Raw genomic sequence first — 22,992 nt, forward strand, 5'->3', positions numbered from 1 at the left:
GGTCGGTACCGTTGGCTGGGTCACACCCAGCGCTGCGCGACTGTTTCTATTTGCTTTTTTCCGGTTTCCGAGCCGATTTCCGTCACAATAGATGGCGCAACACACTACACATTCACAGTTGCTTCGAGGTGCTGCCCTCGGGCGCGCGGGTCGAAGCCGCCGCTATATAGTGACATCCTCCTGCAATGTCGACTCCGCTCGCCATGCTGCTTCTTTCCGCCGCGCCGAAGGCTCCACAACGGACCAAGAGCAAGTGACGATGGACGCGAACGGGGTGGAGCAAGCCCCGGCGGAATCGTTCAGACGTGCACAGCCACCACCGCCGCGCAGTCGCCGGCCTTGACCAGCCCGGGGAAATGCCGCGCCGCCAGCATGCCCGACATTTTTGCCTGGATCTCCTGCGGGGCGATGCCGGTGCGGCCGGTGGAATGGATGCGCGCCAGCACCGCGCCCTTTTCGACGGGTTCACCGAGATCGACCATGGTTTCGATCATGCCGTCATCTTCGGCGAAGGAGAAACAATCGCCTGATGGCATATCCAACCACTGGGTTGAGGTCTTCTCCACCGCACCGGCGACAATGCCGGCGTGGCGCAGCACGTTGAGAATGCCGTGCCGCGCGATCCGCACGGTTTGCGCGCGCGACGTGCCGCCGCCGCCAAGCTCGGTGCTGACGAAGACCTTGCCCATCTCCTCGGCTGCCGTGTCATACATGCCGACGGCGTCGATCTCGATCATGCGCATCGAGAACGGAGCGGCGAAGGCCGCGACCGCGTCGAAGGCTTTCTGTTCCAGCGCCTTGTCGGGCAAAGTATGCGCGGCGCAGAACGGCACGAAGTCCAGCGTCTTGCCGCCCGAATGGAAGTCGAACACGATGTCGGCGCGCGGAAGCAGCTCACGCTGGAAATAATCGGCGATCTTCTCGGTCACCGTTCCGTCCGGCCGGCCGGGAAAGCTGCGGTTCATGTTGCCCTTGTCGATCGGCGACGTCCGCGTGCCGGCGCGGAAGGCCGGATAGTTCATCGCCGGCACGATGATGATCGTGCCACTGACATGTTTCGGATCAAGCGTCCTGGCGAGATCGTAAAGCGCCAGCGGTCCCTCATACTCGTCGCCATGGTTGCCGCCGGAAAGCAGAGCTGCCGGCCCGTTGCCGTTGCGGATGACGCAGATCGGGATCATCACCGAGCCCCACGCGGAATCGTCGCGGCTGTAAGGCAGACGCAGGAAACCATGCTGGACGCCGTCGCGGTCAAAATCGACGGTCGGCGCGATGGGCGACGGGCGAATACTGGACATCGGGCTCAATCCTTCACCACCAGCTTGCGCGGCACATTGGCCAGGCACTCTACACCGGTTTCGGTGATCAGGATGGACTCGGTGATCTCCAGTCCCATCGTTTCCAGCCACAGGCCGGTCATGAAATGGAAGGTCATGCCGGGCTTGAGTTCGGTGCGGTCGCCGGGACGCAGGCTCATCGTGCGCTCGCCCCAGTCCGGCGGATAGGACAGCCCGATCGAATAGCCGGTGCGGTTGTCCTTGATGATGCCGTATCGCTTGAGGACACCGAAGAAGGCGTTGGCAATGTCCTCGCAGGCGTTGCCGGGTTTCGCCGCGGCCAGCCCCGCTTCCATGCCTTCCAGCGTCGCCTTCTCGGCATCAAGGAATTCCTGCGTCGGCTTGCCGAGGAAGACGGTGCGCGACAGCGGGCAGTGATAGCGGTTGTAGCAGCCGGCAATCTCGAAGAAGGTGCCCTCGCCCCGCTTCATCGGTCTGTCATCCCAGGTCAGATGCGGCGCCGAGGCATCGGCACCCGACGGCAGCAGCGGCACGATCGCCGGATAATCACCGCCGATACCGTCGACGCCGCGCGTGCCGGCATCATAGATTTCGGCAACGAGATCGCATTTGCGCATGCCGACCTCGATCTTGTCGAAGATGCGCTGGTGCATCGCTTCGACGATGCGGGCCGCCTTGCGCATATAGTCGATCTCGGTCGGGCTCTTCACCGCACGCTGCCAGTTGACCAGCGCGGTGGCATCGACAAAGCGGGCATTGGGCAAATGCTTCTGCAGCGACGCGAAGGCGGCCGCCGAGAACCAGTAATTGTCCATTTCGACGCCGACTGTCAGCTTGCCCCAGCCGCGATCCGCAAGCACGCTGGCCAAAAAATCCATCGGGTGGCGCTCGGTCGACTGCACATAGTGGTCGGCATAGCCGACGATGTTGTCATGCGCGAGATAGGCGGTGCGCTTGGCGCCGTTGGCGTCCTGGCCGCGCCCGTACCAGACCGGTTCGCCCGATGGCGGCACGATAACCGCCTGATGCACATAGAACGACCAGCCGTCGTAGCCGGTCAGCCAGGCCATGTTGGAAGGATCGCTGATAACAAGAAGATCGACGCCCTTCACCTCCATGGCTTTGCGTGTCTTCGCGAGGCGATCCGCGTATTCGCCGCGCGAGAATCTCAGGTTCGGTTGCATTGTTCTTGGTCCTCGTTTGTTGGGCCTTGCGGCCGGTATCAGCTTTCGAAAATGGTTCCCGCCTTCACCACCCGCGCGCGGTCTCGAGCGAGCGTGGCGATCGCCGTGTCCTGGACGCCAGTGCCGGTGAGGTCGGCGATGGTGATGTCGCTGGCCGAGCGCCGGCCATGTTTTTCGCCGGCGATGATCTGGCCGAGTTCGGTCACCTCCGCATCTCCAGCCATCACACCCGCCGCGATGGCATGGTGCAGCTCACCCAGCCGCCGCGTCTGGCGGGCGCTGTCGGCGACATAGAGATCGGCCATGCGCAGGATTGCCGGCGCGATCTCATTCTTATGCTCGGCGTCGGAGCCCATCGCGGTGATGTGCTGGCCGGCGGTAACAAACCCCGCCTTGATCAGCGGCTCGGTTGACGGCGTGGTGGTGACGATGATGTCGGCGCCGACAACCGCGTTTGCCGCGTCGGGCTCGGCACGCACGGCGATGCCGAGCTTTTCGCGCAGGGCTCCGGCGGTCGCCTCGGCCTTTGCCGCATCGCGCGCCCAGATGCGCGCCTCGGCAATCGGCCGCACCAGCATGAGGGCTTCCAATTGCAATCCGGCCTGGACGCCGGCGCCGAAGATCGCGGCAACGGACGAGTCCTGCCGCGACAGATGTTTGGCGGCGACGGCGCCGGCGGCAGCCGTGCGGACGTCGGTGAGATAGCCATTGTCGAGCAGCAGCGCTTCAACCAGGCCGGTCTTGGCTGACAGCAGCACCATCATGCCGTTGACGCTGGGCAGGCCGAGCTTCGGATTGTCGAAGAAGCCGGGGCTGATCTTGATGGCGAAACCGTCAATGCCAGGCACATAGGCGGTCTTCACGTCGACCTCGCCGCGATGCTCGGGAATGTCGAGCCGCAGGATCGGCGGCATCGCCACCGGCAGGGTAGCGAGCGCGCGGAAAGCGTTTTCAATGCAGGCGACGGCATCGAGATCGAGTGTCACGATCGCCCGCAACTCTTTCTCGGTAAGGATGGTCATCCGGCTCATGCGGCGCGCTCCGGAGTGGCAAGCTCTGCAAAGGACAGCGTTCTGTCACACCCCCCTCTGTCCTGCCGGACATCTCCCCCGCAAGGGGGGAGATTGGACTTCATCTTTGCCTTCGCCAATCTCAGACGCCGCAAGAAAAGCGGCAGCATCGAAGCTGCCGATCTCCCCCCTTGCGGGGGAGATGTCCGGCAGGACAGAGGGGGATGTGAAGAAACTCGGCGTGAAAGACGTTTCATCCGGCGCGACCCGCATTTATCGAAGTGTCACCGCAGACGATTTTCCGATGCAGCTCCATATCAATGTTTCGGCCAGAAAGAAGCACAACCACCGGCCCGTTCGCCGTAATCTTGCCGGCGAGCAGTGCGGCGATACCGACCGCGCCGGCGCCCTCGACGATTTCGCGCTCCTGCGCATAGGCGTGGCGGATACCGGCGGCGATCTCGTCTTCACTAAGCAGGATGACATCGTCGAGCAGGTCGCGGCACATGGCGAAGGTCAGCCGGTTGTCGAGGCCGATGCCGCCGCCGAGCGAATCCGCCAGCGTCGGCAATTCTTCCACCAGCACCGGCTGGCCCGCATCGAGGCTGGCCTTCATCGCCGCGCCACGCGCCATCGAGACACCGACGACTTTTGTCCGGGGGCTGACGCCTTTGATGGCTGTAGCAACCCCTGATGCGAGCCCACCGCCGGAGATCTGGGCCAGAACGAGGGCGGCATCCGGGACCTGCTCGATCATCTCAAGCCCGAGCGTGCCTTGCCCGGCGATAATGTCCGGATGGTCGAAGGGCGGCAGCATCACCAGCCCCTCTTGCGCGACCAGCCGATCGACCTCCTGTTGGGCATCGTCCTGGCTGTCGCCGACGATGCGGACCTCCGCGCCAAGCCGGCGGATCTCGTCGAGCTTGTTGCCGGGCACCAGGCGCGACATGCAGATCACGGCGCGCATGCCCTCAAGCTTCGCCGCATGCGCCAGCGCGCGGCCGTGATTGCCGGTCGAGGCCGCGACCACGCCCCGCGCCTTCTGTTCGGCGTTCAACGAGGCGACGGCGTTCGAGGCGCCGCGCAGCTTGAAGCTGCCGGTGGTCTGGCGATGCTCGAGCTTGAGGTGAACGGGGACGCCGAACTGTTCCGAGAGGCTGTGGGACAAGACGGTTGGCGTGCGCTCGACTTTACCAGCGATACGCTCACGGGCGGTACGGATGTCGGTGAGAATGACGGCGGGCATCACGAAACGCCCCCCTCTGGCCTGCCGGCCATCTCCCCCTCAAGGGGGGAGATTAGCGGCTGCAACACCTTCGCCAATTGTCGATGTTGCAGGAAGAGCGGTGACGCATGAACTGCCAATCTCCCCCCTTGAGGGGGAGATGGCCGGCAGGCCAGAGGGGGGTGCTCGCTCACACTGGACATAATCTTACTGAACCAACGGCAACGTCATCAGCCGCCCGAACTCAGGATGCGGCGCCTCATCCCCGCACAATCTCAGACAATTCCAGGCGGTCGCCTGGTTGCTGGTCACCACGGGACGTCCAATAGAATTTTCCATGCCGGTGACCGCGAGGGCGCTACGCAGCGCCGTGCACGACACGAACAGCGCATCGGCGCTGGCGTCGGTCGCTTCCCGCGCAAGATCGACAAGCGTTGCCGGTGCGATGCGCGCCATCTCGCGGTCGTCCTCGAAACCGAGGCAGGTGAAGCTGACGATCTCGAAGCCGCGTGCCGCAAAATAGGCGGCCATCGGCCTGGATGTCTCGACCGTGTAGGGAGTGAGGATGCTGAGCTTGTTTGCGCCCAGCGCACGCAGCCCGCGCACGCCCGCCATCGGCGGTGTGACTACCGGAACGCCGGGCTTTGCGACCTGGATCGCCGCCTCGATCTCGGCATCGCCGATCACCACCGAGGCCGAAGTGCAGGAATAGCAGATGGCATCGAGCTTCTCGTCCGGCAGGATCAGAGCCGCGCCCGCCGTCAGCGCCGGCTGCATCTTGCGCAGGTTTTCGGGCGTCGTCGGGTTGGCGTAGGGAATGCGCGCGACATAGACGCCGACCCGCTCGCCCGCCACCATGCGGCGGAAATCCGGTTCGCTGGTATGGTCGGTGGCCAGGATAATCAGGCCGACGCGCCGCTCCAGCGGGCGCGCATCCAGCGCCGGCCGCTTCGGATAGACCTTGATCTCGGGCAAGGGTTTCATCGGCTACCTCTCGATCTTGCCGTAGCGGCGTTCCAGCCAGCGCAGCAGCATGACCGAAAACAGACTGATGACCAGGAAGAAGGCACCGACCAGCGTGATCGGTTCGATATAGCGATAGTAGGTGTTGGCGACGCTTTTGGCCTGGTTCATCAGCTCCAGCACAGTGATCGCCGACAGCAGCGGCGTTTCCTTGAACATGGCGATGAAATAATTGGCGAGCGCCGGTATCATCGGCGGGATAGCCTGCGGAATGATGATGTTGGTCCAGGTCTGCGTGGCGCTCAGATTGCACGCCTTGGCCGCTTCCCACTGGCCGCGCGGCACATTGTCGATGCCGGCGCGATAAACTTCCGCCGTGTAGGTGCCGTAGTGCAGCCCGAGGCCGATGACACCGGCTACCAGCGGCGGCAGCAGGATGCCGATGTCGGGCAGCACGTAGAAAATGAAATAGAGCTGCACCAGCAGCGGCGTGCCACGGATGAATTCAGCCGCCCAGCCGACCGTGCGCGACAGCGCCTTGTTGGGCGAGCGGCGCGCAAGCGCAATGCCAAGCCCGACGATCGCCGCCAGCACCGAGCCGAGCAGCGTCGCCAGGATGGTGATCTTCACCCCCTGGATCAGCGTCGGCATGATTTCCCAGACGAAGTTCCAATCCCACTCCATCAGCAAGCCCAATTTATCAGAAGGGAATTGGCCATCAGGCACGCACCCCATCGAGGCCGCGCGCCATGCGTCGTTCCAGCGAGCGCACGCCCCACGAGATGAGCAGGGCGAGGACGAAATAGATGATCAGGATGGTGGTGAACGGCACCAGGGTGTTGCCGGTCTGGGCGCGCACCACCTGCGCCTGGAAGGTCAGGTCGGTGAGCGAGATCAGCGACACCACGGCGGTCGCCTTGAGCAATTCGATGGCATTGTTGCCAAAAGTCGGCAGCATCACCAGCAGCGCCTGCGGCAGGATGATGTGGCGCATGCCTTGCCAGCGGCCGAGATTGAGCGCTGTGCAGGCCTCATACTGTTCGCGGCCGATCGACTGGATGGCGCCACGCACCACTTCGGCGGCATAGGCGCCGACATTGAGGCCGAGCGCCAGCACGCCGGCCTGCAACGGGGTCAGCGAAATGCCGATGAAGGGCAGCACGAAATAGGCCCAGAACAACTGCACGAAGATCGAGGTGCCGCGGAAGAATTCGATATAGGCGGTAGCCAGCGCGCGCAGCACGAAGAAACGCGACAGCCGCCCCATTCCGGCAAGAAAGGCCATGAACAGCGCAAGCACCGACCCCATCAGCGTCAGCTCGATGGTGACAAGCGCTCCCTGCAATATCAGGCCGAAATAGCCGGACCACTGGGTCATCTAATGTACTGTTCCACCTGGACGTTTGGTCGAAGCCCCCTCACCCGGCCTCCGCTACGCTCGGCCGACCTCTCCCCGGCGGGGAGAGGAGACCACCAGCGTCGGCGCCAGCCTCTTCTCCCCAGCCGGGAGAAGGTGGCCCGAAGGGCCGGATGAAGGGGTCTTCCTTACTTCACTTCGCCGCGCAGAGCTTGTCGCGGCTGGTCGACATCGCGGCCGCCGCCGAGAAGCCGTAGGGCTCGATGATCTTGGCGAACTCGCCTGATTTCTTCATCTTGGCCAGTTCTACGTCGAAGGCGTCGCGCAGTGCCTCGTCGCCCTTCTTGAAGGCGGCGCCGTCGCAATAGACCGGTGCGCCCTGCACCGGAGCGATGACTTCGAGGTTCGGATCGTTGGCCTTCTTGACCAGATCATTGATCGACAGGACGGGCAGCGAATAAGCGTCGATGCGGCCATCCTGAAGCATCTTCACGCCGCTCTGGCCATCCGGCACGACGATGACGCGATCGCGTGGCACGCCGGCATTGAGGGCGAGCTTCTCCTCGGTGCCGCCGCCCGGCGCACCGATGGTCGCAGTCGTATCCTTGGCGACATCCTCATAGCTCTTGAAGCCCTTCGGATTGCCCTTCTTCACCAACATCGCCTCGGCATCGCAAAGCACCGGCTCGGAATAGACGACGGCGGCGCAGCGTTCCGGCTTCATGAACAGGCCGGCGGTGACGACATCGAAGCGACCGGCCTGCAGGCCAGGGATCATGGCGCCATATTCGGAGATCGAAGCGGCGACGTCGGCGACGCCGAGCCGCTTGAATATCTCGCGGGCCACATCAGGCGCGGCACCCGAAACCTTGCCGTCGGCGGCGACCGCCGTATAGGGCGGCTCGTTGGCGATGGCGAGGCGGGCGAAACCTTGCGCCTTGAGCTGTTCGAGCTTGCTGTCATCGGCCGAACCCACGTTCGAGGCGGCCAGCACCGCCGCCAACGCAAGGCTGGCGACGCCAGCCAGAATGCCAAGTTTTTTCATTGTTCCCAACTCCTTGTTTCTTGTCTTGCTTTGTTACGAGGCGGCTCTCGCCACCTCGGGACGACTTCGTCGCCTTGGGCATTGCGGTCAGACGCGATGTCCGGCCGCGATGATCTTCTTCAGGAAGCCTTGCGTGCGCTCCTGCTTGGGATTGCGGAAAATCTCGTCGGGCTTGCCCTCCTCGACGATCCTGCCACGATCGAAGAACAGCACCCGGTCGGCGAAATCATGGGCAAAGCCCATCTCGTGGGTGACCAGCAGCATGGTCATGTCGGTCTCGGCGGCAAGCTTGCGCATGACGTTCATCACCTCCTCGACCAGCTCCGGATCGAGCGCCGACGTCACCTCGTCGAACAGCATGATCTTTGGCGACAGCGCCAGCGCCCGGGCGATCGCCACGCGCTGCTTCTGGCCACCGGACAACTGCGCCGGCATGCTCTTGGCCTTGTCGGCCATGCCGACCATTTCGAGCAGTTCCATCGCCCGCTTTTCGGCGGCGGCACGCGGCGTGCCCTTGGTCAGCATCGGCGCCAGCGTGACATTGTCCATGACGCATTTGTGCGGAAACAGGTTGAACAGCTGGAAGACCATGCCGATCTTCTGGCGCATCCTTGTCAGATGCCGCTCATCAGCGGACAGCAACTGTCCGTTGCGCTCCATGTGGTAGAGTTGCTCGCCGTCGATCTGGATATGACCGCCATCGATACGCTCCAGTGTCATCAGGATGCGCAGAATCGTTGTCTTGCCCGAGCCCGACGGGCCGATCAGTGCCAGCTTTTCGCCAGGCATGACCTGCATCGACAGGCCGTCCAGCACTTTGAAAGTGCCGAAGCTCTTCGAGATGCCGTCGATCTTGATGATGGGCGCTGATGCGGACAAATAAATTCCCCGTGCTGGAGAAGCCTGTGCCCTTAACGATGCGGAACGCGCCAAATCATGTCAATTGGGAAAATAATATCATGACAATATTTCCGATTCCGCACAATTCTTGAGCAACCAGTGCCGAAGAGTGCGCCGGGATTCGGGTCAGGCCGAGCCGAGAATGGGAGCCTCCGAGAACCGGAACGGAGCGTACTTTTCGTACGTGAGTACCGGAAGCGCAGGAGGCTGCCTTTCGCAGGCCGGCATCACCCGGATAGCGGCGCACTCGCTAGATAGCGAGCAGCAGGTGCTCGGGATCGCCAAGCAGCAGCTTGGTGACAACGCCGAGGCCGGCGCGCAGTTCCCCCTCGGTGGTCGAACCCAGCGAGATACGCACCGCCGGATGCCACGGCGCAGCCGAAATACGGAAGGACGTGCCGGGTGCAATCGCCACACCCTGCAGGCGGGCCTGGGCGACAAAGCTTTCCTCGGCGCGGTCGGCCGGCAGTTGCAGCCAGACATGCAGCCCGTCTCGCCGGGCGCGATAGCCGACCCCCGCCAGCACTTGCGCTGCAATATCCTGCCGGCGCCGCAAAGCCGCGCGCTGCCAGTGGACAAGCTCCATCGCCGTCCCGTCGGTCACCCATTTTGTGGCGATCTCGGCCACCAGCGGCGTCGCCATCCAGTTCGAAACCAGATGCCGGTTGGCGACGGCGGCGACATAGCGGTCGGGTGCGACGAGATAGCCGATGCGCAGCCCGGGCACGGTGATCTTGGTGAAGGAGGTGACGTAGAGCGTGCGCTCCGGCGCGAACGCGGCAACCGGCGGCGGCCGGTCTTCGACCAGCGGACCGAGCACATCGTTCTCGATGATGGCGATGTCGTGCTTGCGCGCGACCGCGGCGATTTCTTCGCGCCGCCGCGCATCCATCAACGTCGCCGTCGGGTTGATCACCGAGGGCTGCACGAAGACCGCGCGGATGTCGGAAATCCGGCAGGCTTCGTCCAGCGCTTCCGGGATCAGGCCGTTGTCGTCGATCGGCAGGCCTTCCAGGTTGAAGCCGAGATAGCGTGCCAACGGCACCAGCGTATGGTGGCCGATCGCCTCGGTGGCGACCGTCGAGCCCGGCGGGGCGACACTCATCAGCGCTACCGTCATGCCGGCGGTGGCGCCGTTGGTCAGGCTGATGTTCTGCGCGGAGGTGTCGAGACCGCACAGTTTCAGCCATTCGACCGCCACCGCGCGGTGGCGCGGAAACACCATGTTGGGCCGAAACGACAGTGCCGAACTCGACGGCAGGTTCTCGGCCAGCCAGCCCAGCGCCTGCTTCAGCCGCTCCAGATGCATCGGCTCGCAGACCGGCTTCAGGATCGACAGATCGATGACTTCGCCGAGCCGCTCCGGCAGATAGGGCGGTTCCGGCTCGCGGCGCTGCGTCTGGACGAAGCTGCCGCGGCCGATCTCGCCCGAAATCAGCCCGCGGCGGATCAATTCCTCATAGGCGCGGCTCACCGTCTGCACAGAAAGCTTGAGGTCGTCGGCCAGACGTCGATGGGTCGGCAGCCGCGCGCCATTGGCGAGGCGCCCGTCATGGATGGCGCGCGCGAACTGGTCGGCCAGCGATTGATAGGCCGGGCGCCGGATGAGCGCGGGATCGGGTTGCCACAATGTCATGACTTATTAGAGATCGAAATCAGTGCAATTGACAATCGAAATAATGCGCCGTCATGGTACTCGGACGAAAAGTGAGCTCTGATGACATCCGCGAAACTCGACCCGATCGACCTGAAAATCCTCGACGCCATCCAGCGCGACGGACGCATCACCAAGTTGGCGCTGGCCGAGCAGGTCGGCCTGTCGCCGACGCCGTGCTGGATGCGGCTGCGCAAGCTGGAGAAGGCCGGCATCGTCTCGGGCTATCACGCCAGGATCGCCATGCGCGTCGTCGCACCCGTTGCCACCGTGCTGATGGAGGTGACGCTGGCAAACCACCGCCAGGCCGATTTCGACCGCTTCGAGCGCGTCATCCGCGATGTTCCCGAGATCGTCGCCTGCTGGTCTGTCGGCGGCGGCGTCGACTATGTGGTGAAGGTGATGGCGCGCGACATCGACGCCTATCAGCGGCTGGTCGATGGCTTGCTCGAACGGGAAATCGGCATCGACCGCTACTTCACCTACATCGTCACCAAGACGGTGAAGGACGAGATCGCGCTGCCCATAGCCGACCTGCTGCCGGCGTCGGCTTAAGGCGGAGAGATCATCTGTCGGGGCGGGACAAAAGAGAGAGTCTCTCTCCTTCGAGGCATCCAAACAGCCTCTCTATCTGCATCGGGCGGATAGTCTTCCCGCATCAGTCCGAACCGGGAGGCTTTGACCATGTCCGCGCATTTCGCCCGCTCGCATCGCCATGAAGCGCTCGACCGCCTGACCGACCGCCGGCTGCTGCGTGAACTCGCCTATGTCGATGGCCACTGGACGGCAAGCGAAGCCGCTGAAAGCTTCGAGGTCACCGATCCGGCCACCGGCACGACTGTCGCTTTCGTCGCCGCGCTAGATGCACGGCAGACGACAAAGGCGATCGATGCCGCCGCACGCTCCTTTCCGGCATGGCGGTCGCTGTTGCCGCAGGAGCGCTCCAAAATCCTGCGCAAATGGTTCGAGTTGATCATCGGCGCCAAGGATGATCTGGCTCTGCTGATGACGCTGGAACAGGGCAAGCCGCTGCAGGAATCGCTGGGCGAGATCGACTACGCCGCCTCTTTCATCGAGTGGTATGCCGAGGAAGCAAAACGCCTGAACGCCGAGAGCGTCACCAGCCATCTGCCGAACGCCGAAATGATCGTGCGGCGCGAGCCGCTCGGTGTCGTCGGCATCGTCACGCCGTGGAACTTTCCGTCGGCGATGCTGACCCGCAAGGCTGCGGCAGCCCTTGCCGCCGGCTGCACCATCATTGCGCATCCGTCCTCGGAAACACCGCTGTCGGCGCTGGCGCTGGCCGAACTCGGTGAGCGCGCCGGCCTGCCCGCAGGCGCCTTCAACATCGTCACCGGCAAGGCTTCGACCATCGTCGGGCGGATGTGCGAAGATCCGCGCGTCCGTGCCATGAGTTTCACCGGCTCGACCGAGATCGGCAGGCTGATCGCCGCGCAAAGTGCGCCGACCGTGAAAAGGCTGGTGATGGAGCTAGGCGGCCACGCGCCGCTGATCGTCTTTGCCGATGCCGATCTGGACAAAGCGGTTGATATCGCCATCGGCGCCAAATTCGCCACGTCGGGCCAGGACTGCCTCGCTGCCAACCGTATCTATGTCCAGCGTCCGATCTACGATCGGTTCTGTGCCGCCTTCGCCAAGCGCATCGAGACGTTGCGGACCGGCAATGGCCTTGCTGATAGCACCGACATCGGCCCGCTGATGCACGAGCGCGCCGTCAAGAAGGTCGAGGAACAGGTCGCCGATGCCATCGCTCACGGCGCGCGCTGCCTCACCGGGGGCAAGCGGCACCAGGCTGGCCCGCTGTTCTACCAGCCGACGCTGCTGGCCGACGTCACCGACGAAGCACTGATCATGCGCGAGGAGACTTTTGGTCCGGTGGCCGCCGTGACGCCGTTCGACAGCGAGGCCGAAGTGATCGCCCGCGCCAACGCCACCGAATATGGCCTCGTCGCCTATGTCGTGACCGAGAATGGTGGCCGGCAGCAACGCATGGGCCGCGCCCTCGACTACGGCATGGTCGCCATCAACCGCGTCAAGATCACCGGCGCGCCGATCCCGTTCGGCGGCGTCAAGCAATCGGGCATCGGGCGCGAAGGCTCGCGCCACGGGCTCGAGGCCTTCACCGGTCTAAAATATCTCTGTCTCGATGTAGCTTAAGCTGCGCCGGAATCACCCTTTTGTCAGGAGTCAAAAGAATGCTCGACCAGTCCAACGAACTCGCCGCCTGGGATCGCGACCACTTGTTCCATCCCTCGACGCATATGGGCACGCATGCGCGGGGCGAAAGCCCGACGCGCATCATGGCCGGCGGCGAAGGCGTCACCGTCTGGGACAACAATGGCAGGAAGAGCCTCGATGCCTTCGCCGGCCTCTATTGCGTCAATGTCGGCTACGGCCGGCAGAAGATTTCAGACGCCATCGCCGCCCAGGCGAAGAACCTCGCCTACTACCACGCCTATGTCGGCCACGGCACCGAAGCCTCGATCACGCTCGCCAAGATGATCATCGACCGCGCGCCGCAAGGCATGTCGAGGGTCTATTTCGGCCTCTCAGGCTCGGATGCCAACGAAACCAACATCAAACTGATCTGGTACTACAACAACGTGCTCGGCCGGCCGGAGAAGAAGAAGATCATCTCGCGCTGGCGCGGCTATCACGGCTCGGGCGTGATGACGGGATCGCTGACCGGGCTCGACCTGTTCCACAACGCCTTCGACCTGCCGCGCGCGCCGATCCTGCACACCGAGGCGCCGTATTATTTCCGCCGCGCCGACCGCTCGATGAGCGAGGAGCAGTTTTCGCAGCATTGTGCCGACAAGCTCGAGGAGATGATCCTGGCCGAGGGACCGGAGACCGTCGCCGCCTTCATCGGCGAGCCGATCCTCGGCACCGGCGGCATCGTGCCGCCGCCGGCTGGCTACTGGGAGAAGATCCAGGCGGTGCTGAAGAAGTACGACGTGCTGCTGGTCGCCGACGAAGTGGTGACGGGCTTCGGCCGGCTTGGCACCATGTTCGGCTCCGACCACTACGGCATCAAGCCGGACCTGATCACCATCGCCAAGGGCCTAACCTCGGCCTATGCGCCGCTGTCGGGCGTCATCGTCGCCGACAAGATGTGGCAGGTTCTGGTGCAAGGCTCCGACAAGCTCGGCTCGCTCGGCCATGGCTGGACCTATTCGGCGCATCCGATCTGCGTTGCCGCCGGCGTCGCCAATCTCGAACTGATCGACGAAATGGACCTGGTGACCAATGACCGCGAGACCGGCGCCTATTTCCGCGCCGAACTGGCCAAAGCGGTCGGCGGCCACAGGAATGTCGGTGACGTCCGCGGCGACGGCATGCTGGCGGCGGTGGAGTTCGTTGCCGACAAGGACGACCGGGTGTTCTTCGACGCTTCGCTCAAGATCGGGCCGCAGGTGGCGACGGCGCTTGCCGCAAGCGGCGTCATCGGCCGCGCCATGCCGCAGGGCGACATTCTGGGCTTTGCGCCGCCGCTCTGCCTGACCCGCGAGGAAGCCGACATCGTCGTGTCGAAGACAGCCGATGCGGTCAAGAGCGTGTTTTCCAATCTCTGAGAGCGATCCATGAATGCCATGACCCAAACCGTCCCCGCCACCATGGCCGCCGTGCTGCTTACCGGGCACGGCGGACCGGAAAAGCTCGTGTACCGCAGCGATGTAAGAGTGCCTGCGCCTGCGCCAGGTGAAGTGCTGGTGAAAGTCAGCGCCTGCGGGATGAACAACACCGATGTCTGGGTGCGCCAGGGCGCCTATGGCACGGAAGAGGATGCTGCCGCCGTGTCGACGTGGCGGCGTCAGGGCAACACGCTGAGCTTCCCGCGCATCCAGGGCACCGACACCGCCGGGACCATCGCCGCCGTCGGCGAAGGCGTATCGCCGGGCCGTATCGGCGAACGGGTGATGGTCGATTTCTCGATCTACAACCGCGACGACGATTCGCTCGCCGACATCGACTATATGGGCCATGGCCGCGATGGCGGTTACGCCGAATACCAGGCGGTGCCGGCCGAGAACGCTCATGTCGTCGACACCGACATGAGCGATATCGAACTCGCCACCTTCTGCTGCGCCTACCTGACCGGTGAACAGATGCTGGAGCGCGCCGCGCTCAAGGCCGGCGAGCGCGTGCTGGTCACCGGCGCTTCGGGCGGTGTCGGTTCCGGCATCGTGCAGCTGGCGCGGGCGCGCGGCGCCATTCCCTATGCGATCGTCGGCAAAGGCAAGGAACAGGCGGTGCTCGACATCGGTGCCGAGGCCGTCATCACCCGTGGCGTCGCCGACCTGCCGCAAGCCGTGAACGAGGCGACCGGAGGCCAGCCGATCGACGTGGTCGCCGACCTCGTCGGTGGCGCCATCTTCAACGACCTGTTGCGTATTCTCAGGCCCGAGGGCCGTTACACTACCGCAGGCGCAATTGCCGGCCCGGTCGTCCAGCTCGATCTCAGGACCATGTATCTGAAGCAATTGCAGCTTCATGGCTCGAGCCAGGGCACGCGCGCCGATTTCCGCCGCATCGTTGGATATATCGAAGCGAAGAAAATCCGGCCGCTGGTCGGCGGCGTCTACAAGCTCTCCGATTTCCACCATGCGCAGGCCGATTTCATGGCCAAGGATTTCGTCGGCAAGCTGGTGGTGGTGCCGGATGCCATGTGGGGCTTGGCTGGCTGAACAACGCTCGTCTCAAGCGTGCTGGGCCGCTCTCAACAGCATGCCGAACAGGTCGCGCGGCTCGTCGGGGTCGGCCAGCATGTCGAGTTCCTGGTAGAGGCCGGTCGAGCGCAGCTGATCCCTGACATAGCGCAGTGCCGAAAAGTCCTCGATGGCGAAGCCGACCGAATCGAACAGCGTGATCTGGGTCGCATCGCGCCGGCCTTGTACGGCGCCCGACATCACCTGCCACAGCTCGATCACCTCATGATCCGGCGCAAGCTGCTGGATCTCGCCCTCGATGCGCGTCTGCGGCGGGTATTCGACGAAGATGTCGGAGCGCAGCAGGATGTCGCGATGCAGTTCGGTCTTGCCGGGACAGTCGCCACCGACCGCGTTGATGTGGACGCCGGAGCCGACCATGTTGTCGGTGAGGATGGTGGCGTACTGCTTGTCGGCGGTGACGGTGGTGATGATGTCGGCCCCTTCCACCGCCTCCTGCGCGGTTCCGCAGGCGACCATGTCGAAGCCGAGTCCGGCCAGATTGCGGATGCATTTTTCGGTGGCCTTGCGGTCGATGTCGTAAAGCCTCAGCCTGTCGACGCCGAGCAGCGCCTTGAAGGCCACCGCCTGGAATTCGGCCTGGGCGCCGTTGCCGATCAGCGCCATGCAGTTCGAGCCGGTCGGCGCCAGGTACTTGGCGGCCAAGGCCGACATCGCCGCCGTGCGCAGCGCGGTCAGGATGGTCATTTCAGACAGCAATACCGGATAGCCATTGTGGACATCGGCGAGCATGCCGAAAGCGGTCACCGTCTGGCGGCCCTCGCGCATGTTCTTGGGGTGGCCGTTGACATATTTGAAGCCGTAGACCTCGCCGTCGCTGGTCGGCATCAATTCGATGACGCCCTCGGCACTGTGCGAGGCAACGCGCGGTGTCTTGTCGAACAGTTCCCAGCGGCGGAAATCGTCCTCGATGTAGCCGGCGAGTTCGACAAGGAAGCGCTCGACGCCGATCTTCAGCACCAGCTTCATCATATGATCGACGCTGACGAACGGCACGATATTGAGATTGGGAATCATTTTTTCTTATCCTTGCCGCATGCAAACGGTCAGTCCTGGCGATGCGCGTTGTGCGTCTTCATCATCATCGCCAGCGCCGGATCGTTTTGCTCCAGCGCCGTGATGGCTTCGCTCGTGTCGTAGAGGCGCTCATCCTGCCCCATCTTGAACTTGGCTTCGAGCCGCCCGATCGGCAGGTCAAACCCTATGATATGCGGTATGCGCCGCTCCATGCCGCCTGGCCCCAGCTCGCGCATGCGCCAGCGATCGTCGCGATCTTTTTCCAGCACGTCGACAAGCTGCAAGAGATGCCGGGCGGTGGCGTGACCGTCGAGCGGAACCGGATGCCCATGACAATGCACGACGGCAAAGTTCCAGGTCGGCGCGCTGTCGCGCACCGGATTGCGCGGATACCAGGACGGCGAGATGTAGCCATGCGGGCCGTGGAAGATAGCGGCCGTCTCCCTGCCTTCGCTGATCAAGGTGCTGTGCGGATTGGCCCCGGCGAGATGCGAGACCAGCGTTCCGTTTTCACCACGCGCGCGATCGAGCACGAAGGGAAGATGCGAGACGACAAGGCCCTGCGGTCCCGCTGTCACCACCGTCGCGAAGGCCGCAGCCTCGATCAGGCCGAACACCTCGTCCGACGACAGCGGCGCAAATTCAGGCTTGGTATACATCAGGTCAGCTTCGCTGAGCGCGAACCGCCGGGATCAGGCCTTGCGGGCGAACCAGCAGCACGGCGATGACGCCTGACAGCACGATGGCGTCGCGATAAGGGGCGATCGCTCCCGGAAGCGTCGCCTGCAACAAAACCTCGATGATGCCGAGCAGAAAACCGCCGGCGACAGCACCGGGCAAGCTGCCCAGCCCGCCGACGACGGCGGCGATGAAGGCCTTCAGCACCGGCGTAAAGCCCATCAGCGGATCGACCGAGGCACGCTGCGCCACCCACAGCATGGCCGCCAGCCCGGCCAGCAGCCCGGAGAGCAGGAAGGCGGTGGCGATGATGCGGCTGGCCGGAATGCCCATCAGGCGCACGACGTCGAAATCTTCCGCCGCGGCGCGCATCGCCGTGCCCGTCACCGAGCGGCGCAGGAAGACTTCCAGCGCAATCAGCGCCAGTGCGGAGACGACGATGGAGATGCTGGGACCGACGCCGATGGTGAAATCGCCAAAGGAGAAGGCGCCCGTCATCCAGCCGGGCATGGCGACGGCCTGCGGCCGCGCCGAGATGCCGTTCTGGAAGACGACCTTCAGCAGGCTGGAGACGGCAAAGCTGGTCAACAGCAAGCTGGTGACGCTGGCGCCGCGCATCGGCCTAAACGCGATGCGCTCCATGGCGACAGCGGCGAGCGCGCCGCAGGAGACGGCGACGAGCACCGCCACAGGGAAGGGAAAGCCGAGCACCAGCGAGGCCAGAAGCGCGTAGCCCGACAGCGTCATCAGCTCGCCATGGGCGAAGTTGATCAAACCGACGATGGAAAAGACGATCGCCAGCCCGAGCGCCAGCAGCGCATAGACGCCGCCGAGGCTCACCGCATTGATGATCTGCTGCGCGATCATGCTTCTCAAGCTCCCAGATAGGCTTGGCGGACGAGGTCCGAGGAGGCGAGTTCTTTTGCCGTGCCCGACAGCACCACCTCGCCATTGGCGAGCACGACGGCGCGGTCGGCGATTTCGAGCGCCAGCGCCACATTCTGTTCGACAAGAAGGATGGTCAGGCCCTTGCGGCGCAGTTCGGCGATCAGGTCGAAGACGGTGTCGATCAGTTGCGGGGCAAGGCCGAGCGAGGGCTCGTCGAGCAGGATCATGCGCGGCTTGCCCATCAGCGCGCGGGCGATGGCCAGCATCTGCTGTTCGCCGCCCGACAGATTGCCGCCCTTGACGCGATGGTAGCGGCGCAGGATCGGGAACAACTCCAGCATCTCCTCCTCGCGCAGCCTTGCCTCGGCCGCCGGCTGATGCACCGCGCCGCCGAGACGCAGATTGTCGGCCACCGTCAGGCTGGCGAAGATACGGCGGCCTTCCGGCACCAGCGCGACGCCCTTGCGGGCGATCGCCTCCGGCGCCAGGCCGGTGATGTCGACACCGTCGAAGATCACCTTGCCGGACGCCGCCGGCACCAGCCCGGCGACGGCACCGAGCGTCGAGCTCTTGCCGGCGCCGTTGGCACCGACCAGCGCGATGATCTCGCCGCTGCCGACGGTGAGGTCGACGCGGCGCACCGCCTCGACTTCGCCGTACCGGATTTTCAGGGCTTCGACGCTCAGCATGACATCACGGCGCGGGAACGTCGGCAGCAAGAGGGATCAGGGTCTCGACGTGCTTGCCGTCGCCGCCCTCGTAGCGCATCAGCGCCACCGGCCGCAGCGGCATGCGGTCCGTGCCGGCATAGGTGATCTTGCCGGTGATGCCTTCGAAATCCTTGAGGCCGGCGATGGCGTCGCGGATCGCCTTCGGGTCGTCGGAGCCGGCCGTCTTGACCGCCTGGTCGAGGATCAGGCCGATCTCATAGCCATTGACTTCATAGGTCGATTCCGGTGCGTGGCCGGCATATTTGGTGAAGGCGGCGTTGAAGGCCTCGAGCTTGCTGCCCGGCTCGGCATAGCCGGCCGCGGTGTAGACGACGCCGTCGACCAATTTGCCGAGCGCCTTGATGGTCGGCGTGCCGATGGCATCGGCGCCATAGACCGGGATGGTGACGCCGGCGCCACGCAATTGCTGGATGAAGGCCGGGAAATCCGGCTCGTAGGCGGCCGTCATGATCAGGTCGGGCTTGTCGGCCAGGCCCTTGATGTTGGTGATCTCGGCGGAAAAGTCGGGCTGGCCCATGCTGAAGGTGCCGCGGCCGACAACGGCGCCGCCCTTCTTCTCGAACACCTTGCCGAAATATTCCGGCAGATTGGCGGTGTAGGTGGAGTCCGGCGAAGTCAGCAGGAACACCTTCTTCTTGCCTTCCGAGACGGCGAAGTCGGCGACCGCCGTCGCCTGCACATTGTCGGCCGGATAGGTGCCGAACATGACGTCGCCGACCGCGCCGGTGAGCACCGGGGCGGAGCCGCACAGCGTCAGGGTCGGAATGCCGAGCGGCTGGGTGAGCTGGCCGGCGGAAATCGAGGGGTCGGCATCGCAAGGCGTGATCATGATCTTGGCGCCGGCGTCGATCAGCTCCTGGGCGACAGTGGCGGTCTGCGCGGTGTCGGAGCGGGTGTCCTTGATCAGCAGCTTGACGGTGTATTTGCCGCCGAGCCCGCCCTTGGCGTTGAGTTCGTCGAGCGACATGCGCAGGCCGGCAAGTGCCGGCTGGTCGTAAGGGGCAAGGCCGCCGGTCTGCGCGGTCGCGGCACCGATGATGATCTCCTCGGCGCTGGCCGTCGAAACTGCGGCGATGCCGAACACGGCAGCGCACAGGGCGGCGCGATGGAGGCGATAGAGGCTTGGCATGTCGGTTCTCCTTCTGGATTTTTATGATTGGTTGTCGTTGCAGGTCATGCGGTCTGGTTTTCAGCTGTTGCGGTCTTGGCACGCGCCGTGCGGCTGCCGAGATAGGCGGCGATCACGGCGGGGTTCTTCTGGACGTCGCCGGGCGTGCCGTCAGCGATGACGCGGCCATGATCGATGACGACGATGCGCTCGCACAAATTCATCACCAGCCGCATGTCATGCTCGATAAGCACGACGCCGATGCGGCGCTCGGTGCGGACCGTCGATAGGATCGAGACCAGTTCGGCGGTCTCGACGGCGTTCATGCCGGCGGCCGGCTCGTCGAGCAGCAGGAAGCGCGGCTTCAACGCCAGGGCGCGCGCCACTTCCACCCGGCGGCGCTGGCCGTAGGCGAGCCTGGCGGCCGGCTGATCGGCAAATCTCTCCAGCCCCATGCGCGCAAGCTCGCTCATCGCCGCCGCCTCGGCATGGCCGAGATCAGGTTCCACCTGGCGTGCTGCGACAACGACATTTTCGAGCACCGTCATGTGCGGAAAAACGCGGATGTTCTGGAAGGTGCGGGCAACGCCGGAGCGGGCGAAGCGGAAGGCCGAAGCCTGCCGGACCACGCCACCCACCGACACGGTGCCGGCACTTGGCTTGATATCACCGGCCAGCATGTTGAGCAGCGTCGTCTTGCCGGCGCCATTGGGGCCGATGATGCCGGTGATGCTGTCTGTCCCGAAGCTCAAACTGACGTCATCGACGGCAACGACGCCGGCATAGCGGCGCGACAGATGGTCGGCGGTGAGCCGGTCACTCTCGACATGCTGCGGAGGTGCCGCCGAAGCCGTCACGGCCTGGCGTCCCGGCCGGCGCAAAAGGTTGAGCTCACGCTCGCCGAACAGACCGGTCGGGCGTCGCCAGATGACCAGGATCATGGCGATGGCCAGCACGCCCTGGGTCAAGCCGAACAGGACAGGCAGATGCAGGCCGAGCACCTCGCCGCCGCCCTCGAAGCGGCGCACCACTTCGACCAAAACGATGGTGACGATGACGCCGGCGAAAGCGCCGAGCGACGAGGTCATGCCGCCGACGATCAGCATGGCGAGCATGGTGAAGCCGAGGTCGAAATAGAAATCGCGCGGCGAAAACGCGCCAAGGAATTGCGCCATCATGGCGCCGGCGGCCATGGCGGCGACGACGCCCGCCACCCAGGCGGCCAGACGCGCCGTGCGCTGGTCGACGCCGACGGCGGCCGCACCACGCTCGTCATTGGCGGCGGCGCGGGTGGCAAGGCCGAAGGAGGTTTCGCGAAACAACCTCGCCGCCACCAGCGCCACCGAAGCGACAGCGGCAGCCGTCCACAGCCCGACCTCGCGCGGCACGCCGTAAAATGGCTGGCTGCCGCGGGTGATTTCGCGTCCGGCGACCAGCAGCGTGTAGACGATGATCAGCATGGCAAGCGTTGCGATCGAAGCGCTCGATCCGGAAAGCCTGAGCAGCGGCGTGCCGGTCAACAGGCCGACGATGACCGCGAGAGCAAGGACGACGGCCAGCGCCGCGACAAAGGAGAGTTGATGGCCTGCGAGGAATTGCGGCAGGTCGCGCAGCGCCGTTCGCTGCAATGCGGTCGGCATGGTGAGGATGCCCGTAGCGTAGGCGCCTAGGCCGACAAAGGCGGCCTGGCCGAACGAGACGATGCCGCTGTTGCCGGAGAATATCTGCAGGCCAAGCACCGCCGTCAGCATGATCGCTGCATAGGTGACCACACGTTGCATGGCGGCGCTGCCGAAGACAAAGGCGGCAAGCGCCACCAGCAGCAGCACCGCGACCATGCACAGGGCATCGGCGGTGGCGTTGCGAAACGCGGCCGGCATGAGGCCGCGTGAGTTGCTCTCGCTCATCGTCGGCGACGCCATCACGCGGCCCTGAAGCGATCGGGCGAAAACGGCGCCAGGATCGGCTGTGCTCCCTCGGTGACCAGCCTGGCCACGGCCTCGCCGACGGCTGGACCGGTCTTAAAGCCGTGGCCGGAGGATCCGGCAGAAACGACCAGCCCTTCGACCCCAGGCATGGCGCCGATGACAGGCAGATCGTCGGGGCTCATGTCGTAGAGCCCGGCATAGCCGGGGCGGATGCCAAGTTCGGCCATGGCCGGCAAGCGGCTGGCGAAGGTCTCCAGGATCTCGACCGATTCAGCTTCCTCGACACCTTCCATGTAGTTGTCGGGATTTTCGACAAGGCGCGGACGGCCTGCATGCTCATGGCGCAGGCCGGTGCCGCCGCCGGCCCAGGTGCCGGCCAGGATGACGCCGTCATTGTCGGGCCGTGCATAGTTGCAGGAAATGTCGTCGCACCAGGCGAACGGCATGACCTGCCTTGCCTTGCCGGCAGCGTCCAGCACGGCCATCGGATGGCGCTCGACATGCAGCGGCAGATCGAGGCCCACTGTCGCCAGCAGCCGGCGCGTCCATGGCCCGGCGGCCAGGACGACGGTACCGGCTTCCAGCACCGTTCCATCGGTCAAGGTGACGCCGGTGATGCGGTCGCCCTGCCGCTGGAGGCTCTCGACCAACGTGTTCTGCATGATCCCAGCACCGTTGGCGCGGGCGGCACGGGCGATGGCGTTGGTGGCGCCGAAGGCATCGGCGTAGCCATATTCCGGCTCCCACAGCGCCATTGCGACATTGTCCAGGACAAAGCCGGGTGCCGCGTCGGCAAAGGCCTGCGGCGACAATGTCTCGATGCGCGCGCCCTCGCCGCGGATGCGTTCGGCTGCCGCCGTCCAACTCACCTTGTTGTCGTTGCCGCAGACCCACATCATGCCGATTTCGGTGACAAAGGATCCTTCGCCCGCGATTTCCGGCAGCGACACCAGGATCTCTCGGCCACGGATGGACAGCTGCGACAGTTCCGGCATCAGGTAGAAGGCGTGCAGCAGCGCCGACGATTTGCCCGACGGGCCGCCGGCGGGGTGGGTCTGCTCGACCAGCGTGACCTTCACACCGGCCTTGGCCAGATGATAGGCGGCGCTCGATCCGACAATACCGGCACCGACGACGATGACGTCGCTTCCGTTTCGCATGGCTGTTCCCCACAGTCTCTTGGCTGCTTTCCGACAAGGTAGGGCCAGCGATCACGCAATGTCAACATCTCTTCATTGTTGACCAAGATTTAAAT

Annotated in this window: 21 protein-coding genes; 4 read left to right on the forward strand and 17 right to left on the reverse strand. The window is 64.5% G+C overall.

Translation table 11 applies throughout. From position 1 onward, the window contains the following. Nucleotides 1-299: 299 nt before the first annotated feature. From doeB to ehuR, 10 genes are all read right to left on the reverse strand, one after another. Nucleotides 300-1,298: a N(2)-acetyl-L-2,4-diaminobutanoate deacetylase DoeB gene (doeB, locus tag NKK51_RS15025; RefSeq protein WP_352553617.1), complete on the reverse strand. Its 999-nt coding sequence runs from the start codon at nucleotides 1,296-1,298 to the stop codon at nucleotides 300-302. A 5-nt stretch (nucleotides 1,299-1,303) separates the two neighbouring features. Beyond that, nucleotides 1,304-2,482, reverse strand: a complete 1,179-nt coding sequence (gene doeA, locus NKK51_RS15030) for an ectoine hydrolase DoeA (protein ID WP_352553619.1) — start codon at nucleotides 2,480-2,482, stop codon at nucleotides 1,304-1,306. A 38-nt stretch (nucleotides 2,483-2,520) separates the two neighbouring features. After that, nucleotides 2,521-3,513: an ectoine utilization protein EutC gene (gene eutC, locus NKK51_RS15035; protein WP_352553621.1), complete on the reverse strand. Its 993-nt coding sequence runs from the start codon at nucleotides 3,511-3,513 to the stop codon at nucleotides 2,521-2,523. A 232-nt stretch (nucleotides 3,514-3,745) separates the two neighbouring features. Beyond that, on the reverse strand, nucleotides 3,746-4,738 hold the full coding sequence (eutB, locus tag NKK51_RS15040; RefSeq protein ID WP_352553623.1) for a hydroxyectoine utilization dehydratase EutB: 993 nt from the start codon (nucleotides 4,736-4,738) through the stop codon (nucleotides 3,746-3,748). A gap of 186 nt (nucleotides 4,739-4,924) precedes the next feature. Then, nucleotides 4,925-5,701 carry an ectoine utilization protein EutA gene (gene eutA / locus NKK51_RS15045; RefSeq protein WP_023809045.1) on the reverse strand — a complete coding sequence of 259 codons (777 nt, stop codon included), beginning with the start codon at nucleotides 5,699-5,701 and terminating at the stop codon, nucleotides 4,925-4,927. 3 nt (nucleotides 5,702-5,704) lie between these two features. Next, nucleotides 5,705-6,364 (reverse strand): ectoine/hydroxyectoine ABC transporter permease subunit EhuD, encoded by a 660-nt coding sequence (gene ehuD / locus NKK51_RS15050; protein ID WP_023809046.1) that lies wholly within the window; start codon nucleotides 6,362-6,364, stop codon nucleotides 5,705-5,707. 34 nt (nucleotides 6,365-6,398) lie between these two features. Next, nucleotides 6,399-7,058, reverse strand: a complete 660-nt coding sequence (gene ehuC, locus NKK51_RS15055; RefSeq protein ID WP_023809047.1) for an ectoine/hydroxyectoine ABC transporter permease subunit EhuC — start codon at nucleotides 7,056-7,058, stop codon at nucleotides 6,399-6,401. 172 nt (nucleotides 7,059-7,230) lie between these two features. Then, nucleotides 7,231-8,082, reverse strand: a complete 852-nt coding sequence (ehuB, locus tag NKK51_RS15060; RefSeq protein ID WP_023809048.1) for an ectoine/hydroxyectoine ABC transporter substrate-binding protein EhuB — start codon at nucleotides 8,080-8,082, stop codon at nucleotides 7,231-7,233. 87 nt (nucleotides 8,083-8,169) lie between these two features. Then, entirely contained in the window at nucleotides 8,170-8,961 is a 792-nt protein-coding gene (gene ehuA, locus NKK51_RS15065) for an ectoine/hydroxyectoine ABC transporter ATP-binding protein EhuA (RefSeq protein WP_352553626.1), read from the reverse strand. 271 nt (nucleotides 8,962-9,232) lie between these two features. Beyond that, entirely contained in the window at nucleotides 9,233-10,618 is a 1,386-nt protein-coding gene (gene ehuR / locus NKK51_RS15070; protein ID WP_352553628.1) for a MocR-like ectoine utilization transcription factor EhuR, read from the reverse strand. An 81-nt stretch (nucleotides 10,619-10,699) separates the two neighbouring features. Here ehuR and NKK51_RS15075 point away from each other — a divergent pair, with 81 nt between their 5' ends. From NKK51_RS15075 to NKK51_RS15090, 4 genes are all read left to right on the forward strand, one after another. Next, nucleotides 10,700-11,191: an Lrp/AsnC family transcriptional regulator gene (locus NKK51_RS15075; RefSeq protein WP_023809051.1), complete on the forward strand. Its 492-nt coding sequence runs from the start codon at nucleotides 10,700-10,702 to the stop codon at nucleotides 11,189-11,191. Between the two features lie 129 nt (nucleotides 11,192-11,320). Continuing rightward, entirely contained in the window at nucleotides 11,321-12,814 is a 1,494-nt protein-coding gene (locus NKK51_RS15080) for an NAD-dependent succinate-semialdehyde dehydrogenase (protein ID WP_352553629.1), read from the forward strand. 38 nt (nucleotides 12,815-12,852) lie between these two features. Beyond that, nucleotides 12,853-14,232 (forward strand): aspartate aminotransferase family protein, encoded by a 1,380-nt coding sequence (locus tag NKK51_RS15085; RefSeq protein WP_352553631.1) that lies wholly within the window; start codon nucleotides 12,853-12,855, stop codon nucleotides 14,230-14,232. 9 nt (nucleotides 14,233-14,241) lie between these two features. Further along, the gene (locus NKK51_RS15090) at nucleotides 14,242-15,345 is read left to right on the forward strand and encodes an alcohol dehydrogenase family protein (protein WP_352553633.1); all 1,104 of its coding nucleotides are present in this window, start codon (nucleotides 14,242-14,244) and stop codon (nucleotides 15,343-15,345) included. A 12-nt stretch (nucleotides 15,346-15,357) separates the two neighbouring features. On the opposite strand, the gene ocd is transcribed toward NKK51_RS15090, so the two are convergent. The 7 genes from ocd to NKK51_RS15125 are packed head-to-tail and all read right to left on the reverse strand — an operon-like array spanning nucleotide 15,358 to nucleotide 22,897. Next, nucleotides 15,358-16,404: an ornithine cyclodeaminase gene (gene ocd / locus NKK51_RS15095; RefSeq protein WP_352553635.1), complete on the reverse strand. Its 1,047-nt coding sequence runs from the start codon at nucleotides 16,402-16,404 to the stop codon at nucleotides 15,358-15,360. A 29-nt stretch (nucleotides 16,405-16,433) separates the two neighbouring features. Beyond that, on the reverse strand, nucleotides 16,434-17,063 hold the full coding sequence (locus NKK51_RS15100; protein WP_352553636.1) for an FMN-binding negative transcriptional regulator: 630 nt from the start codon (nucleotides 17,061-17,063) through the stop codon (nucleotides 16,434-16,436). Between the two features lie 4 nt (nucleotides 17,064-17,067). Further along, the gene (locus NKK51_RS15105) at nucleotides 17,068-17,949 is read right to left on the reverse strand and encodes a branched-chain amino acid ABC transporter permease (protein ID WP_027035600.1); all 882 of its coding nucleotides are present in this window, start codon (nucleotides 17,947-17,949) and stop codon (nucleotides 17,068-17,070) included. Nucleotides 17,950-17,954: 5 nt separating this feature from the next. Continuing rightward, on the reverse strand, nucleotides 17,955-18,659 hold the full coding sequence (locus NKK51_RS15110; RefSeq protein WP_127382641.1) for an ABC transporter ATP-binding protein: 705 nt from the start codon (nucleotides 18,657-18,659) through the stop codon (nucleotides 17,955-17,957). Between the two features lie 4 nt (nucleotides 18,660-18,663). Continuing rightward, a complete protein-coding gene (locus tag NKK51_RS15115) occupies nucleotides 18,664-19,830 on the reverse strand; it encodes an ABC transporter substrate-binding protein (RefSeq protein ID WP_352553638.1) in 1,167 nt (388 codons plus the stop codon). A gap of 44 nt (nucleotides 19,831-19,874) precedes the next feature. After that, on the reverse strand, nucleotides 19,875-21,716 hold the full coding sequence (locus tag NKK51_RS15120; RefSeq protein WP_352553640.1) for a branched-chain amino acid ABC transporter ATP-binding protein/permease: 1,842 nt from the start codon (nucleotides 21,714-21,716) through the stop codon (nucleotides 19,875-19,877). Between the two features lie 14 nt (nucleotides 21,717-21,730). Beyond that, nucleotides 21,731-22,897, reverse strand: coding sequence for an NAD(P)/FAD-dependent oxidoreductase (locus tag NKK51_RS15125; RefSeq protein ID WP_352553641.1), 1,167 nt, complete (start codon nucleotides 22,895-22,897; stop codon nucleotides 21,731-21,733). Between the last annotated feature and the right edge of the window lie 95 nt (nucleotides 22,898-22,992).

Origin of the sequence: Mesorhizobium sp. M0011 (assembly GCF_040324155.1) — a bacterium.
Classification (GTDB): domain Bacteria; phylum Pseudomonadota; class Alphaproteobacteria; order Rhizobiales; family Rhizobiaceae; genus Mesorhizobium.

Excerpts from the sequence above, each read along its gene's own strand:
- ehuD (WP_023809046.1), bottom strand. The coding sequence starts at position 6,364 with ATGGAGTGGGATTGGAACTTCGTCTGGGAAATCATGCCGACGCTGATC.
- ehuB (WP_023809048.1), bottom strand. The coding sequence starts at position 8,082 with ATGAAAAAACTTGGCATTCTGGCTGGCGTCGCCAGCCTTGCGTTGGCG.
- NKK51_RS15085 (WP_352553631.1), top strand. The coding sequence starts at position 12,853 with ATGCTCGACCAGTCCAACGAACTCGCCGCCTGGGATCGCGACCACTTG.
- NKK51_RS15100 (WP_352553636.1), bottom strand. The coding sequence starts at position 17,063 with ATGTATACCAAGCCTGAATTTGCGCCGCTGTCGTCGGACGAGGTGTTC.
- eutB (WP_352553623.1), bottom strand. The coding sequence starts at position 4,738 with ATGCCCGCCGTCATTCTCACCGACATCCGTACCGCCCGTGAGCGTATC.
- doeA (WP_352553619.1), bottom strand. The coding sequence starts at position 2,482 with ATGCAACCGAACCTGAGATTCTCGCGCGGCGAATACGCGGATCGCCTC.
- NKK51_RS15120 (WP_352553640.1), bottom strand. The coding sequence starts at position 21,716 with ATGAGCGAGAGCAACTCACGCGGCCTCATGCCGGCCGCGTTTCGCAAC.
- NKK51_RS15075 (WP_023809051.1), top strand. The coding sequence starts at position 10,700 with ATGACATCCGCGAAACTCGACCCGATCGACCTGAAAATCCTCGACGCC.
- eutA (WP_023809045.1), bottom strand. The coding sequence starts at position 5,701 with ATGAAACCCTTGCCCGAGATCAAGGTCTATCCGAAGCGGCCGGCGCTG.
- NKK51_RS15125 (WP_352553641.1), bottom strand. The coding sequence starts at position 22,897 with ATGCGAAACGGAAGCGACGTCATCGTCGTCGGTGCCGGTATTGTCGGA.
- ehuR (WP_352553628.1), bottom strand. The coding sequence starts at position 10,618 with ATGACATTGTGGCAACCCGATCCCGCGCTCATCCGGCGCCCGGCCTAT.
- NKK51_RS15080 (WP_352553629.1), top strand. The coding sequence starts at position 11,321 with ATGTCCGCGCATTTCGCCCGCTCGCATCGCCATGAAGCGCTCGACCGC.
- NKK51_RS15090 (WP_352553633.1), top strand. The coding sequence starts at position 14,242 with ATGAATGCCATGACCCAAACCGTCCCCGCCACCATGGCCGCCGTGCTG.
- ocd (WP_352553635.1), bottom strand. The coding sequence starts at position 16,404 with ATGATTCCCAATCTCAATATCGTGCCGTTCGTCAGCGTCGATCATATG.
- NKK51_RS15115 (WP_352553638.1), bottom strand. The coding sequence starts at position 19,830 with ATGCCAAGCCTCTATCGCCTCCATCGCGCCGCCCTGTGCGCTGCCGTG.
- NKK51_RS15110 (WP_127382641.1), bottom strand. The coding sequence starts at position 18,659 with ATGCTGAGCGTCGAAGCCCTGAAAATCCGGTACGGCGAAGTCGAGGCG.
- eutC (WP_352553621.1), bottom strand. The coding sequence starts at position 3,513 with ATGAGCCGGATGACCATCCTTACCGAGAAAGAGTTGCGGGCGATCGTG.
- doeB (WP_352553617.1), bottom strand. The coding sequence starts at position 1,298 with ATGTCCAGTATTCGCCCGTCGCCCATCGCGCCGACCGTCGATTTTGAC.
- ehuC (WP_023809047.1), bottom strand. The coding sequence starts at position 7,058 with ATGACCCAGTGGTCCGGCTATTTCGGCCTGATATTGCAGGGAGCGCTT.
- NKK51_RS15105 (WP_027035600.1), bottom strand. The coding sequence starts at position 17,949 with ATGATCGCGCAGCAGATCATCAATGCGGTGAGCCTCGGCGGCGTCTAT.